Origin of the sequence: Peribacillus sp. YIM B13481 (genome assembly GCF_042787985.1) — a bacterium.
In the GTDB taxonomy this organism is placed as follows: Bacteria; Bacillota; Bacilli; order Bacillales; family DSM-1321; genus Peribacillus; species Peribacillus simplex_A.
Genome location: NZ_JBHZPE010000075.1, coordinates 1 through 13,631 on the forward strand (window position 1 = coordinate 1; position 13,631 = coordinate 13,631).

The 13,631-nt window shown below is 39.7% G+C and carries 15 protein-coding genes; 8 read left to right on the plus strand and 7 right to left on the minus strand.

Features of this window, described 5'->3' with window-relative positions; translation table 11 throughout:
* Nucleotides 1-273: 273 nt before the first annotated feature.
* Nucleotides 274-1,128 carry a crotonase/enoyl-CoA hydratase family protein gene (locus tag ACFX4X_RS23555; RefSeq protein ID WP_377386988.1) on the plus strand — a complete coding sequence of 285 codons (855 nt, stop codon included), beginning with the start codon at nucleotides 274-276 and terminating at the stop codon, nucleotides 1,126-1,128.
* 212 nt (nucleotides 1,129-1,340) lie between these two features.
* On the opposite strand, the gene ACFX4X_RS23560 is transcribed toward ACFX4X_RS23555, so the two are convergent.
* Nucleotides 1,341-1,541, minus strand: a complete 201-nt coding sequence (locus tag ACFX4X_RS23560) for a cold-shock protein (RefSeq protein WP_029714163.1) — start codon at nucleotides 1,539-1,541, stop codon at nucleotides 1,341-1,343.
* A gap of 1,026 nt (nucleotides 1,542-2,567) precedes the next feature.
* Between ACFX4X_RS23560 and ACFX4X_RS23565 the strand changes: the two genes are divergently transcribed.
* The 5 genes from ACFX4X_RS23565 (at nucleotide 2,568) to ACFX4X_RS23585 (ending at nucleotide 8,259) form a co-directional block, all read left to right on the plus strand.
* A complete protein-coding gene (locus ACFX4X_RS23565) occupies nucleotides 2,568-3,119 on the plus strand; it encodes a GNAT family N-acetyltransferase (RefSeq protein WP_377386995.1) in 552 nt (183 codons plus the stop codon).
* Nucleotides 3,120-3,353: 234 nt separating this feature from the next.
* On the plus strand, nucleotides 3,354-4,811 hold the full coding sequence (locus tag ACFX4X_RS23570) for a CoA-acylating methylmalonate-semialdehyde dehydrogenase (RefSeq protein ID WP_284470600.1): 1,458 nt from the start codon (nucleotides 3,354-3,356) through the stop codon (nucleotides 4,809-4,811).
* 79 nt (nucleotides 4,812-4,890) lie between these two features.
* Entirely contained in the window at nucleotides 4,891-6,231 is a 1,341-nt protein-coding gene (locus tag ACFX4X_RS23575; protein ID WP_377386999.1) for an aspartate aminotransferase family protein, read from the plus strand.
* 522 nt (nucleotides 6,232-6,753) lie between these two features.
* The gene (locus ACFX4X_RS23580) at nucleotides 6,754-7,368 is read left to right on the plus strand and encodes an NUDIX hydrolase (RefSeq protein ID WP_377387002.1); all 615 of its coding nucleotides are present in this window, start codon (nucleotides 6,754-6,756) and stop codon (nucleotides 7,366-7,368) included.
* Between the two features lie 93 nt (nucleotides 7,369-7,461).
* Nucleotides 7,462-8,259, plus strand: a complete 798-nt coding sequence (locus tag ACFX4X_RS23585; RefSeq protein ID WP_061463414.1) for an endonuclease I family protein — start codon at nucleotides 7,462-7,464, stop codon at nucleotides 8,257-8,259.
* 66 nt (nucleotides 8,260-8,325) lie between these two features.
* On the opposite strand, the gene ACFX4X_RS23590 is transcribed toward ACFX4X_RS23585, so the two are convergent.
* The 6 genes from ACFX4X_RS23590 to ACFX4X_RS23615 all read right to left on the minus strand — a co-directional run bounded on the left by ACFX4X_RS23590 (nucleotide 8,326) and on the right by ACFX4X_RS23615 (nucleotide 11,720).
* Entirely contained in the window at nucleotides 8,326-9,384 is a 1,059-nt protein-coding gene (locus ACFX4X_RS23590) for a lactonase family protein (protein ID WP_284470602.1), read from the minus strand.
* Nucleotides 9,385-9,482: 98 nt separating this feature from the next.
* On the minus strand, nucleotides 9,483-9,740 hold the full coding sequence (locus ACFX4X_RS23595) for an adenine deaminase C-terminal domain-containing protein (RefSeq protein ID WP_377387004.1): 258 nt from the start codon (nucleotides 9,738-9,740) through the stop codon (nucleotides 9,483-9,485).
* 92 nt (nucleotides 9,741-9,832) lie between these two features.
* Nucleotides 9,833-10,042 (minus strand): adenine deaminase C-terminal domain-containing protein, encoded by a 210-nt coding sequence (locus tag ACFX4X_RS23600; RefSeq protein ID WP_377387012.1) that lies wholly within the window; start codon nucleotides 10,040-10,042, stop codon nucleotides 9,833-9,835.
* A complete protein-coding gene (locus ACFX4X_RS23605; RefSeq protein WP_377387015.1) occupies nucleotides 9,982-10,530 on the minus strand; it encodes an amidohydrolase family protein in 549 nt (182 codons plus the stop codon). The genes ACFX4X_RS23600 and ACFX4X_RS23605 overlap by 61 nt, the downstream gene beginning before the upstream one ends.
* A 22-nt stretch (nucleotides 10,531-10,552) precedes the next feature.
* On the minus strand, nucleotides 10,553-10,702 hold the full coding sequence (locus tag ACFX4X_RS23610; RefSeq protein WP_377387006.1) for a hypothetical protein: 150 nt from the start codon (nucleotides 10,700-10,702) through the stop codon (nucleotides 10,553-10,555).
* 550 nt (nucleotides 10,703-11,252) lie between these two features.
* Complete coding sequence (locus tag ACFX4X_RS23615; RefSeq protein WP_125163013.1) at nucleotides 11,253-11,720, minus strand: nucleoside deaminase; 468 nt, start codon at nucleotides 11,718-11,720, stop codon at nucleotides 11,253-11,255.
* A 242-nt stretch (nucleotides 11,721-11,962) separates the two neighbouring features.
* On the opposite strand from ACFX4X_RS23615, the gene ACFX4X_RS23620 reads away from it, so the two are divergent.
* Both ACFX4X_RS23620 and ACFX4X_RS23625 read left to right on the plus strand, forming a co-directional pair.
* The gene (locus ACFX4X_RS23620) at nucleotides 11,963-12,865 is read left to right on the plus strand and encodes an AEC family transporter (protein WP_377387009.1); all 903 of its coding nucleotides are present in this window, start codon (nucleotides 11,963-11,965) and stop codon (nucleotides 12,863-12,865) included.
* A 254-nt stretch (nucleotides 12,866-13,119) separates the two neighbouring features.
* On the plus strand, nucleotides 13,120-13,530 hold the full coding sequence (locus ACFX4X_RS23625) for a hypothetical protein (RefSeq protein ID WP_061463410.1): 411 nt from the start codon (nucleotides 13,120-13,122) through the stop codon (nucleotides 13,528-13,530).
* Nucleotides 13,531-13,631 lie beyond the last annotated feature (101 nt).

Genomic DNA, 13,631 nt, shown 5'->3' on the forward strand with positions numbered 1-13,631 from the left:
AAAAAAAGGTAGATTTCCTCAGAATAAACTGAGAAAAACTACCTCTATTGGCCCGAAGGGACTTTTTCAGTGCCCTCGTTTGCGACTGGTCCTTTTTTACATATTTATTTAAAATATTTTTAGATATAAGCGATTATCTTGAAGAATAAATTATTTTATAGTATGTCAAAATAAATAACTAGGAATCTGAAAATAAAACATATAAAATGTAATTATATGTAAAAATAAATAATTGTTTCTTGTACCAATTTGTAAGAGAAGGAGGGACTGATATTGTATTCCACGATAACTAGTGAAATCGTCGATCGTGTCATGATAATTACTCTTAATCGTCCTGAAAGAATGAATGCTTTCAATGAAAAGATGTGTGAGGAGATGATTCTTGCTTTAGATGAAGCGGATGAAAGTGATGACGTACGAGCCGTTATTTTAACTGGCGCTGGGGATGCTTACTGTGCTGGAATGGATTTGGAGAAAGGTGCAGAAACCTTTATGGATCACACTCCTTTGGTTGAATACCGTGATGCAGGGGGGATGTTGTCATTACGGATTTTTGAGATGAAGAAACCCATGATAGCAGCCATTAATGGAGCGGCAGTTGGGATTGGGATAACAATGACTTTGCCTATGGACATTAGAATCGCTTCAACAGATGCAAAAATGGGTTTTGTATTTGCGAGGAGAGGGATAACGATGGAAGCATGCAGCGGTTGGTTCTTACCTAGGCTTGTCGGAATGGGCAAAGCTTCCGAATGGATTTTTACCGGCAGAATGATTTCTGCCAGTGAAGCATATGAGGGAAGATTGGTAAACAAGATCGTTGAGCCGGATGAATTGATGTCTGCGGCAATGGAAATTGCATCAGACATTGCGGAAAATACATCTTCCGTCTCGGTGACGTTATCCCGCCAGTTAATGTGGACCATGCTCGGTGCAAACCATCCTGTTGAATCGCATAAAATAGAATCGAAAATGATTCATTGGACCGGAAAACAAGCGGATGCACAAGAAGGGATCGAAGCCTTCCTTGAAAAAAGGAAAGCTGATTTCAAAATGAAAAGCAGCTCCGATATGCCCCCGTTTTATCCTTGGGGAACGGATCGAACATATGAAGTGGATAAGAAATGAATGGTAGGGTAAAAGCCTAGGGAAGTACGTGATAATTTTTACTTTTCGGATAAATTAGGGTTTCGTTTCTTAGTGTGTTATACTGTGTTTACCATTTACTAAACTTGTTTCATGTTCCCCTATTCCCTGTGAATAGGGGTTTTTTAATTATTGCGATTCAATCAAAAAAAACAGACTCTACAAGTAGAGTCCGTTATATATTGTATTTAAAATTATGCTTTTTGAACGTTAGTAGCTTGGGGTCCACGTTGACCTTGCTCAACTTCAAAAGTAACTTCTTGACCTTCGTCTAATGATTTGAATCCTTCGCTTTGGATAGCTGAGAAATGTACGAATACATCGTCTCCGTTTTCGCGTTCGATGAAGCCAAATCCTTTTTCTGCGTTAAACCATTTTACTTTACCTTGTTCCATTGTTGTTGCCTCCTAGTGTGAATCCACACATTGTGTTACTACCCTTGCTCAATCATTAGACGAAAAGTGTTTCACTTATCAATCTTCCCGAACAAAAATAATTCTTATTAAATATAACAGATATTGTCGGAATCTGCAAGTAAACAAAGCAAGATTATTTATAATGCTAGATGTTAAAAAATTATTAATGCCCTTTTTTGTAATCAAGTAAATTTGTTGAAGGTTTTTTTACCATTAAGATCGTTCATTAAATTCGGCATGAAAATATATCCTGAATAAGCCGTTGCTCGTAAAATTCCGTATTTTCGGATGTGTGCGGCGTAATGTCCCGCCAATATAATCGCACTTAGGAAGAAGGGATTCAATGGTTTTGTGTGAACATCTCATCGACAAATTCTTCTCATTTACCGGAATGGCGCATTCCTAATACGGTCATGGGAAAAGCCTTGGCAATTTTAGCGGTGTCTTTTCTGATTTTTGCAACACCGATGATTCCGATGGTCTATTCATGAATTTCCTGCTTATTTTTGCGTGATGCCAAGCCTTTTCCTGCTTTTGCTTAGTACATGTATTTATTTTCCTTGTTAAGGCAAGCATTACAAGAAAAATGGTTTCTAGAATGGGGGTAGGCATGGACGCCATTTGCAGTTGTAATCTGCACATTCTTTTTTTCTAAGTTTTCCAGGGGTAAAGCATCCACTACATGTCTGGAACCTTTTTATTTCGTTTGTGTCAATTGATTCAGACATTTCCTTTTTCCAGCCTGCGATCACTTCCGCATCGGTTATATGATCCTTCCAAATTTCCGGAGATCTTCAGGAGATCACAGTCCACTCGGGTACCAATTCTTTACCTCTCTGTAATAAAGGTCCATTCAAGGTTGGCTTATTATGAGTTTTCTTGGCATGATTCTCCCTCTGCCTATTTTTCTGAATTATACATAAGTTCAATGATATTTCAATTGGGAACAGTGATTGCTTTACAATCTTGCTATAATACAAATAATTAATGGAATGGGGTGTAATCATGAATGTGAAAGACATATATGGACAGCTGCCTACCATAGAATCAAAACGTTTAGTTATGAGGAAAGTCACCATGAATGATGCCGAAGACATGTTCGCTTATGCATCCAATAGTGATGTATCCCGCTTTGTCACATGGGAAGCCCATCGTTCCCTATGTGATACAAGGGATTTTATCCGATTTGCATTACAGAATTATGAGGATAAGAAAATCGCTCCATGGGGAATACAATACAAGGAAAGTGGTAAGTTGATTGGCACTATTGACTTTGTTTCATGGCAGGTTGATCATCATAGAGCTGAAATTGGATATGTGCTGGCACCAAAATACTGGGGGAATGGCTTGGTGACGGAGGCAGTCAAAAAGATAATCGAATTTGGCTTCGATAATATGAACCTTGTCCGAATACAAGCACGCTGCTTTGTAGGGAATTTGGGTTCGGAGCGAGTCATGCAAAAGGCTGGAATGTCTTTTGAGGGAATCATAAGGAAAGGGATGTTTGTTAAAGGAAAGCATGAGGACCTAAAGTTATACTCGATTATTAAATGTTGATTTGAAAGCCTGCTGATTAAAGGGAAAGAAATATTCTAAAAGGTTAAAAGCGGATTTTACATTAGTATTGAGTGGGGAAATTTCTTTTCCTGATTATTATGAATATAGGAAAATCGAAATCAAACAATATGTGCAAATATTGAATCAAAAACTATACAAAACGTCTAATGTAAAAAGCCCGTTTGAAAAATATAATAAAACTATGAAATCGTGTTGAAATGGAGGGTTTCTTTAATGACAGTTATCAATGATGTAGAAACGTTGAAAAATTATATCGGTGGCAAGTGGGTGAATTCCACAACATCGAAACATGAAGAAGTGCCTAATCCGGCAACAGGAGAAGCTTTGGCAATCGTACCCCTTTCCACAAAGGAAGATGTCGACCAGGCGGTGCAGGTTGCTAAAAAGGCGTATAAAGAATGGAAAAAGGTGGCCGTGCCAAAAAGAGCGCGCTTCTTATTCCGTTACCAGCAATTATTGATAGAACACTGGGATGAACTTGCAAAGCTGGTCACGATAGAAAATGGAAAAAGCTATACAGAAGCATATGGTGAGGTCCAACGTGGAATTGAATGCGTGGAATTCGCTGCAGGTGCGCCTACCTTGATGATGGGCAGTCAGCTTCCTGATATATCCCCTGGAATTGAATCTGGCATGTATCGTTATCCAATGGGTGTCGTTGCCGGGATTACGCCATTTAATTTCCCAATGATGGTTCCCTGTTGGATGTTCCCGCTTGCAATAGCCTGTGGAAATACGTTTATCTTAAAACCTTCAGAACGGACTCCGCTTTTAGCCAACCGCCTTGTAGAATTACTGACGGAAGCCGGCGTTCCGAATGGTGTTGTCAATATTGTCCATGGTGCCCATGATGTCGTGAATGGAATTTTGGAGCATGAAGACATTAAAGCGATATCATTTGTTGGGTCCCAGCCTGTAGCAGAGTATGTATACAAAACGGCAGCTGCCAATAAAAAACGTGTCCAGGCTTTATCAGGAGCGAAAAATCATTCAATCGTCATGCCTGATGCGGATTTGGATAATGCGGTAACGAACATAACGAATGCCGCCTTCGGATCAGCAGGCGAGCGTTGCATGGCTGCGTCGGTGGTTGTTGCGGTGGGAGAAGTGGGAGATTTGCTTGTTGAGAGATTAAAGGCTGCAGCGGATGACATCAAGATTGGCAATGGAATGGATAAGGACGTTTTCTTGGGCCCTGTGATCCGTGATACTCATAAAAAGAGAACAGAACAATATATTGATATCGGTGAAAAAGAAGGAGCGGTTCTCCTTCGTGATGGCAGAAATGAAGGCGATCAGGAAAATGGCTATTATGTTGGACCGACATTATTTGATCATGTAAAAACAAACATGAAAATATGGAAGGATGAAATTTTTGCCCCTGTTTTATCCATAGTAAGGGTTAATACGCTTGAAGAAGCAATCGATTTGACCAATCAATCCGAATTTGCCAATGGTGCCTGCCTCTATACGGATAGTGCAAAAGCCATCCGGGAATTTCGTGAAGAAATTGATGCAGGGATGCTTGGTATTAACCTTGGCGTACCCGCGCCTATGGCATTCTTTCCTTTTTCCGGCTATAAAAGTTCATTTTATGGAGACCTTCATGCCAATGGGAAGGACGGCGTGGAATTTTACACTAGAAAGAAAATGTTAACGGCAAGATATTGATAGGGAAAAAGGGGTCGACGCAATTTGTGGTCGGCCTTCCTTTATACCTTTATACATTATTATAGGAGGAGTGTGGCTTATGCCGGTTGAAAAACAGGGTCATGATCTTAAAACGATGGATGGCAAATATGTGTGGCATCATATGAAAGGGGCTGAACCCAACCCTGGGACAATGGTAGTCCAAAAAGGGCAAGGAGCATGGATTACGGATGTTGATGGGAATCGTTTCCTGGATGGGATGTCAGGTTTATGGTGTGTCAACGTAGGATATGGTCGCACGGAGCTGGCCGAGGCAGCTTACGAGCAGTTGAAAGAGCTTCCTTATGCCCCTTTAACGAACAGTCACATCCCGGCTATTAAGCTAGCAGAGAAGTTAAATGAATGGCTGGGTGGGGATTATGTGATTTTCTTCTCTAACAGCGGTTCAGAAGCAAATGAGACAGCTTTTAAAATTGCTCGGCAGTATCATCAGCAAAAAGGTGAACATGGACGTTATAAATTCATTTCTCGTTATCGAGGTTATCATGGCAATTCAATGGGGGCACTGGCAGCTACCGGGCAAGCACAACGAAAGTTTAAATATGAACCACTCGCCCCAGGTTTTCTTCATGTATCACCGCCGGATTCATACCGGAACCCAGAGGATGAAAGTGGTGAAAAAAGTGCGGCTGAAATTGACCGTACCATTACATGGGAATTGGGCGAAACGGTGGCCGCGGTAATCATGGAACCAATCATCACTGGAGGTGGAATCCTGATGCCACCTGATGGATATATGAAGCGGGTAAAAGAAATTTGTGAGAAAAATGGTGTCCTTCTCATTTCGGATGAGGTCATTTGCGGGTTTGGCCGTACTGGAAAGAAATTCGGATTTATGAACTATGATGTAAAACCGGACATCGTAACAATGGCTAAAGGAATCACAAGCGCTTACCTGCCATTATCCGCTACAGCCGTCAAACGTGAAATTTATGAAGCGTACATTGGTTCAGATGAATATGATCGCTTTCGACATGTAAATACATTTGGTGGCAATCCAGCTTCCTGTGCCCTTGCTTTAAAAAATATTGAAATATATGAAAATGAAAAACTAATAGAACGGTCTGAAGAGTTAGGACTTCGCTTTCTGCAAGAGTTTGAAGAAATCAAATCTCATCCTAATGTTGGGGATGTACGTGGGAAAGGTTTGTTGGTAGGGATTGAACTAGTGGAAGATAAACAGACAAAACGACCGATCGATCTTTCCAAAATCAATAAAGTGATTGCGTCATGCAAAGAAAAGGGGCTGATTATAGGTAAAAATGGTGATACAGTAGCAGGCTTCAATAATGTCCTGACTCTTGCTCCCCCACTAAGTATCACTGAAGAGGATTTCTTATTCATCGTAACGACTGTAAAGCGAACACTAACAGAACTATAAATAAAAAAAACTTCAGAAATAGGATAGGCTGCCTTGAAATGCGTTTCCTGAAAATTCGGTATATAAATAGAGTTCTTTATGTACTTGTTGATTTTCCCTATTTTAACATTCGGTTTTTTTTCAGAAATATTTCCTTTTAATAGAGGATGCTGCGTTTAGTTTTAGCACCGTTCAGAAACATTGAACGGTGCTTTTATATATGGTCAAAGGACCGAGTATAACGCGTAAAAAAACTCTAAAATTCTGTGGTTTGTCCATACATAAATTAGCTTGTCCCATAGGTTAAATAGAAAATAAATTTCCCTATCGTGACGAAAAGTTATTAGATTTGAAGAGGCCTACATTTATATGAAATAACAAGGATATAAAGAATAAGAGATCCCTATTACGAATTAAAGGGAAAATTTTTGGAATCGTTTTCCTTGCTTAGTTATAGAGGATGTTTGAAAATGGAATGATAATGAGTGGTTGAAAAATACCGATTTCATATTGTCAATATTAACTTCAGAAGAGGTGTGGTACATGAAAAATAAAGATATAACAAAAAAACTCACATTACATACCCCTGAAATTTTAGGTAGTGAGAATTTTTCAAAGTATGCTGTATTGGTTCCGCTTATAGAAAAAGAAGATGGAATACATGTTCTTTTTGAAGAGCGTTCACACACACTTAGGAGGCAGCCAGGGGATATCTGTTTTCCAGGCGGGAAAATAGACAAGTCGGACCATGATGAACAGTCGGCTGCCCTTAGGGAAACATATGAGGAACTTGGTTTGAAAAAAGAAGATATTTATAATGTCTTTCCAATTGATTATTTGGTATCCCCTTTTGGGATGATTGTATATCCTTATGCAGGATTTGTTCGTAACCATCAACGGATAATTCCTAATCCAGCTGAGGTAGAAACCATTTTTAGTGTACCGCTTTCCTTTTTCATGGAAAAACCGCCAGAGATATATCATGTGAAATATAAAATAGAACCACATGAAAATTTCCCCCAAGATTTAATTGTTGGCGGGGAGAATTATAAATGGCAGCCAAAACAAATGGAAGAATATTTTTACTTATATAACGATCGAGTAATCTGGGGAATGACAGCGAAAATCCTTACCCATTTTATAGAAATTCTTCGTTAGACACTTCTAAAGCACCTTTTTTTCTCAAAGGATTTCTATTAAACTTAAATTATGGTAAAAGTTAGGTTTTAATAGAATCGGGGGGATGAGTGGATGAAGAATAGTTTTGAAATACTTGAAAAAGAACGGGAAATGGCAATGGCTGCGCATGTGAACTTCAATGAAAACCGCGAATACTACGATGAAACGAAAGATCAGGAACTTAAGCGAGAATACTATCAAGATGGTTCCTTGGACCGAGAAGGATTGAAGAAACTACTAGTAGCAACCCATAAAAACCAGCTGAACTACTCACCACATCGTCATGTTTACCCTTGGGTTGACTTACAGGAAAATGGCAAGCTGAAAAGCCTGTACTCCGGTAAAGGAATGGATCCTATAGAAGTTATTGAGGAAGATATCCGTATACTAGAAGAGTTGTCAAAAGGGATTGAATCAACGAAGATGGAGAACATGCTCGTTAATTGTGAACATGTCGTACCTCAATCATGGTTCAATAAAAAAGAACCGATGAGGGGGGATTTGCACCATCTGTTCGCCTGCGAACCAACTTGTAACAGTAGCCGGGGTAACTATCCATACCATGATTTTGAGGATTATATCCCAGAAGCATCGGCTGCCGGAATAAAAGCGGGTTGCGGGAAATCGGACGAAGGTAAATTCGAACCTGAATACGGCAAAGGCATTGTAGCGAGGGCTACCATGTATTTTTTACTCAGGTATGAGGGTATCATCGATAACGGCAATATTGACCTGGCACTGCTTATGGAATGGCACCGGCTCTTTCCAGTCAGCACTTATGAAAAACATAGAAACCAGGCTATACATGAGATTCAGGGTAATCGAAACCCATTTATAGATTTCCCCGAAATGGCGGAGAAATGGAATTAAAAAAGGATGATAAAAAAAAGGATTGAAGCTGTGGTAAAAGCTTCAATCCTTTTTTAATGAGAGATTTTAAAGGAATTTCACACAAACGGGAAAGGGAACTTGAACATCTTTTTGCAATAATGTTAATTTTCCGTCCTGTTCATTCCGTGCATATAGTGTCAGGTTTCCTGATTGTTCATTAGAAGCGATCAGGAATTTTCCGCTAGGGTCCAATGAAAAATCTCGTGGCCAATGCCCTTCGGAATTGACCAGTTCCACGAATGCCAATTTGCCTGTTTCTTGATTGATTTGGTAAACGGCTATACTATCATGTCCGCGGTTTGCGGCATATACGAATTTCCCGTCATCAGAAATATGAATGGCGCTGCCCTGGCTGTTTTCCTTGAAATCTTCGGGAATGGTCCGGACCGTTTGTAATTCAGAAAAACTCCCGGTTAGACTGTCGAAACTTAAAACAATGACTTCTGGTACAAGCTCAGACATGACATACGCAAATTTTCCGTTTGGGTGGAAGGTCAAATGCCGTGGTCCGCTGCCTGGTGCAACGGATAAACTGTTTACTTCTTCCATAATCCCATTATGTATTTTATAAGTTATCACTTTATCTATTCCTAGATCGACTACAGCAATGAATCTTTCGTCCGGTGTGAAACCAGCGAAGTGAGTGTGTGCTTTTTCCTGACGTTCTTCATTAGGTCCGTGACCCTCATGTCGAACAGTGGATGAAACAGGTAAAGGGACCGCGTCGTTCTGAAGCGGATATGATTCAATCACGCCTTCTCCATAACTGGAAGTGACCAAAACCTGTTTCTTGCTGTCGACACTTATATGGCAGGAAGAACCATTTGGTGTCAGTTGTTTGCCCAAGTAGGTAAGCTCACCAGATTCTTCACTAATCGAATAGGCTGAAACTCCGCCGCTGCCCGCTTCTTTTAAAATGGCGTAGAGATTCTTCTTGTCCTGGCTTATGGCGAGATAAGTCGGATCGGTTAATTCTGCTGCAAGAACCGGTGTACTAAGTTTTCCTTCTGCTGTATCTAAAGTAAAGCGGTAAATGCCTTTGCTGTTTCCTTTTGTGTAAGTGCCAATGTATCCAATTATGGTTTGTTGATCATGTTTTGCCATATTTATCTCCTCCAAGAAAGATTTGTGTTTATTTTTATTTTAACATAGATGATACGCATTATATCCTTTTCCCGGTTTAAGTCGAGTTGGAACCTGATTCATTTAGAAATTACTGGGGCGAGAAGAAAAAAACGACAAGGAGGTAAAATTTTATCGACTGGCTTTGAGACTTCGATAGGAATATGCCTAAACTCAGAAACGGAAAATAAGCCCTGATCAGTCAGTTTAATTTCCGGGATGACAGGTAGCGCCAAGAACGCAAGTGTAAGGAAAGGGTTGAAATGCCTGTTTGCACCGAGTTTCAATAGGGCACCATCGATTCGTTTCAATGAATGAACGACATCATATAAGTTCATTTACACACCAATCCAGAAATTGGGGGTGGGAGGGAGGCTAGTATTTTCTCTTTTTGAATTACGGCCAATCCACCCTGAGTCTTTTTGATTTCCTATGCGGCCATTAGCATATCTTGGTCATTCGTGCAGGCAATGATTAAATTATGTGAATTATAGGCTACTGTCGTGGCAATTGCGACTGATTTCAATCCGAGCCCAACTAATTGGTTGGTCAAATGATGCCGTTCAATTACAGCCAGTTTTATATGATCAACTTGTTCAGAGAACTGGAATAGACCATGATTAACCGTAACCGGTTCAATCTTTTGGAGTTATTTATAATATTAGAAGGAGGCTTATTTTTAAAAGGTATCGCCAAATCATCTTCCGTTATTTCATGAAATTGAACGGAGTGCTTCAACTCGTCGTCAATAGCCTGCTCCTTTTCAGCTGGAAAGTTAAGTGAACGATTATTTTGCACCATAAGCTTTCCCTCTTTAAAGACCGAGTGGATGATGACTGAATCAAGATCATCTAATAGAAGGAAGTCTGCCTTGAATCCAGGTGCTATGGCACCATGTTCCTTTAAACCAAAGCATTCTGCTGCATTTATGGTCGCCATTTGAATGGCGGTAATAGGCTGGACTCCTGTTTCTAAGGATAGTCGTACATTGTGATCGATACTCCCCTCAGATACAATATCATCCAGATGCCGGTCATCGGTGACGAATAAACAACGGCGGGATTTCTTCTCATTAATAGCTGGAACCAGGTTTATTAAGTCTTTGGCAACGGTGCCTTCCCTGATCATCAAGATACATTCCCTTTCGCAGTCATTCTTTTGCCTCCTCCGATGTAGTGCATTCATGATCCGTTTTAATGCCGGCACTCATATGAACATCGAGCTGTTGTTCGGATAATCCAGCTGCGTGGCCATCAATGCTTTTGCCTAGTCTATTTGAATCGTATAATTTTTGCAGCATATCCTCCTCCGCATGTGAAACGTCCGTGAAAGCCATCACTTCGGCTAAACCAATCACTTTCGGTTTTGGTAAAATTAAATTAAATCTTCACTTCTTAAGGCATCACCAAAATGTTCAAACGCCGTCGCAGGTACACAATATGGCATCATGAAGTAGAAGTCATAAGGAAGATGCTCGGATTGTTCAATCATATATTGAATGCCTTTTTACCAGAAACATTGGCTATTTTCAAGGGAATCTGTAACGGGGCAGGTAACACCACGAAAAAGGAGAATGTTTAAGAGTTCAGAATGCCTGACCATCGGAGATTCAATATGGACATGGCCAACAATGAATGTAGGGGAGACGAATCTTCCGGCAGCATCGATTTCTGAAATACCCTCATAACTCCCGATGCCAGCGAAAAAACCATCGACGATAGCTATGTCGCTTGTATAGGCATCACCATTTAATACATCTATTATTTGACCGTTTTTAATGACGCAATCTGCAGGCGTTTTCCCTGCGGCGACATCTATTCTGTAACCCCTTTGGCAAAAATTATAACCGATTAATATTTCACTTTTTCAATATAGGTCTCCCATGTTCGGAATGGTAAATCGTGGTTATTAAAAGACATTTGTTCCATTTTAATTATGCGCTTTTCCATTGGCAGGCCAAGTTCCTGATAGATAAAGTGATCATCAAAGCCGATGTGTGCAGCGTCTTCTTTCGTACATGCGTAATAAATGGCTTTTGGACGTGCCCAATAAATGGCACCAATGCACATTGGGCAAGGTTCACAGCTAGTGTATATTTCACAATCTGTAAGCTGAAAGCTGTTGAGGTGCCTGCATGCATCACGAATCGCCTGTACTTCGGCGTGAGCTGTTGGATCGTTGGCTGTTGTCACATTATTACATCCTTTTCCTACAACTGTGCCATCTTTTACGATTATTGCACCAAAAGGTCCTCCGTTCTTTGCCAATACATTTTCATATGCAAGTCGAACAGCCATCTCCATGAATTTTACATCCATTAAAAAACACCCCTTCATATTTAATAAGCCAAAAGCTTACTGTTACTTTTTTTAACGTGAATATTATAAAAATATACCATTTGAAGACGAAAACCGAATGATATTTTTTGAAAATAAAGAAAATTAATTACTTGCGAGAATATATAACATTTCAATCAGGAGCGGTATGAAAGAATTTTTTACAAAAAATTATAAAACTGATATTGTTAGAATAAAATCATTATGATTATGAAGGTGATATTATGGGGTTTTTGGGTGTTCTCTTACCGATATTCGGTATTTTTGTTTTAGGGTTCGTCGGTCAGAAAAAGTTTAAACTTGATACAAAATCCATTTCCACGATGGCATTATATTTAATGTCACCTTTTCTTGTGTTTCGAACCTTTTATTCAGCAGAATTTACGATTAATTATTTTTACCTGTTCTTATTCACGATAGTACTCTGCCTTTCTCTCGTCTTGGTAGTCTATATTATATCGTTCTTCCGTAATTATACAGTCACTGAAACAAGCGGAATGATTCTGGCGTCCGCATTCATGAATAACGGGAATTATGGAACACCTGTCATTTTCCTGCTATTCGGAGCGGCAGGCCTCGATTATGCAATTATCCTGATGGTGGGTCAACAGTTAGTCATGTGTACTATTGGCATTTATTTCGCAGCGAAGGGCAGCCCTGAAGGAAACGGGGTTCAAACAGCGCTTAAAGCAGTATGTAGGATGCCTATTGTGTATGGGGCTATTGCAGGTGCGGTTTTTCAGTTAGTGAACATTCCTTTAAGCAATTCGGTTTTGGAAGCTATTCACCTTGTTGCAAATGCAGCGATTCCGACAATCATGATAACACTCGGGATGCAGCTTGCCAACATTTCGCTGAAAAATATTGCCTACCGAAAGCTATCAGTTTCGCTGCTTCTTAAACTTGCTGTTTCCCCAGCCATTGCTTTCCTGTTATCACTTGCCTTACCAGTGGATGATATGGTCAGGCATATCATGATCATCGTAGCTGCCATGCCAACGGCGGCCAACACTACGATGTATGCACTCCAATTCAATACAGAGCCTGAATTCGTATCAAGTGCTACGTTCATTAGTACTTCATTAAGCTTGATTACGCTTCCGATCATCTTTTTCTTACTATTATAGAAGATTATCATTCTAAATATACGGGCAAAATTAATATATGCGCGGAGGATTCCTATCAAGTTATAATAAGGGAGGAAACTACAAAGGGATCCGGCGCCCTGGAAAAGGAACGAACTATGGTATTTGGATTTAATAGGAAACGGACAGTTACCGATTTTCGATTATGTACTCTAAGTATGAGCTTACTTTTTTTATTTTTCATTCAACTGTCATATAATTTTCAATGCCTTTGTATTTAATTGGGGAGGGATTTTGTGTTCAAGACTAAAATTAAACTAACTAATCCTGAAAGGATTGATGCCATTTTAAAAGCGGTCGTTCAGAAATCCTATGAAGAAGCACTAGAAGAAAAACTCCTGCTATGCATGGAGTGTGGAGATGTGGATTTTTATATCGCGTATTCAAATAATGAAGAACTCCAAGATGCAATTAATGAAAACTTTGAAATCGATGAATGTGGAGAAATCATGAAATTAGACGAACATCAGGAACTTATGGATGATTTATATGAATATTTCTTGATCATACATAAGGAAAGTGATATGTTTGATTTTTTTCCAGCTGGTTCATATATTGTAGTTGGGGAAAGCCGTGAATCGGATACGGATATGTTGGCGCCAAGTGGTTTATTTTCAGCGCCATTTGAAGATGCGATAAAGGATTGATGGAAAAGACAGCGATTGCTGTCTTTTCAGACTGTAGACAAACTCGATGAAAATCGAGTTTGTCTATTTTTTATGAGTTGTACAATTTGGCCGTTGATTTT

Bases quoted from the DNA above. Each gene is read 5' to 3' on its own strand.
- ACFX4X_RS23560 (WP_029714163.1), bottom strand. From the start codon at position 1,541: ATGGAACAAGGTAAAGTAAAATGGTTTAACGCAGAAAAAGGATTTGGC.
- ACFX4X_RS23565 (WP_377386995.1), top strand. From the start codon at position 2,568: ATGAATGTGAAAGACATATATGGACAGCTGCCTACCATAGAATCAAAA.
- ACFX4X_RS23570 (WP_284470600.1), top strand. From the start codon at position 3,354: ATGACAGTTATCAATGATGTAGAAACGTTGAAAAATTATATCGGTGGC.
- ACFX4X_RS23575 (WP_377386999.1), top strand. From the start codon at position 4,891: ATGCCGGTTGAAAAACAGGGTCATGATCTTAAAACGATGGATGGCAAA.
- ACFX4X_RS23580 (WP_377387002.1), top strand. From the start codon at position 6,754: ATGAAAAATAAAGATATAACAAAAAAACTCACATTACATACCCCTGAA.
- ACFX4X_RS23585 (WP_061463414.1), top strand. From the start codon at position 7,462: ATGAAGAATAGTTTTGAAATACTTGAAAAAGAACGGGAAATGGCAATG.
- ACFX4X_RS23590 (WP_284470602.1), bottom strand. From the start codon at position 9,384: ATGGCAAAACATGATCAACAAACCATAATTGGATACATTGGCACTTAC.
- ACFX4X_RS23595 (WP_377387004.1), bottom strand. From the start codon at position 9,740: ATGAACTTATATGATGTCGTTCATTCATTGAAACGAATCGATGGTGCC.
- ACFX4X_RS23605 (WP_377387015.1), bottom strand. From the start codon at position 10,530: ATGATCAGGGAAGGCACCGTTGCCAAAGACTTAATAAACCTGGTTCCA.
- ACFX4X_RS23610 (WP_377387006.1), bottom strand. From the start codon at position 10,702: ATGCTGCAAAAATTATACGATTCAAATAGACTAGGCAAAAGCATTGAT.
- ACFX4X_RS23615 (WP_125163013.1), bottom strand. From the start codon at position 11,720: ATGGATGTAAAATTCATGGAGATGGCTGTTCGACTTGCATATGAAAAT.
- ACFX4X_RS23620 (WP_377387009.1), top strand. From the start codon at position 11,963: ATGGGGTTTTTGGGTGTTCTCTTACCGATATTCGGTATTTTTGTTTTA.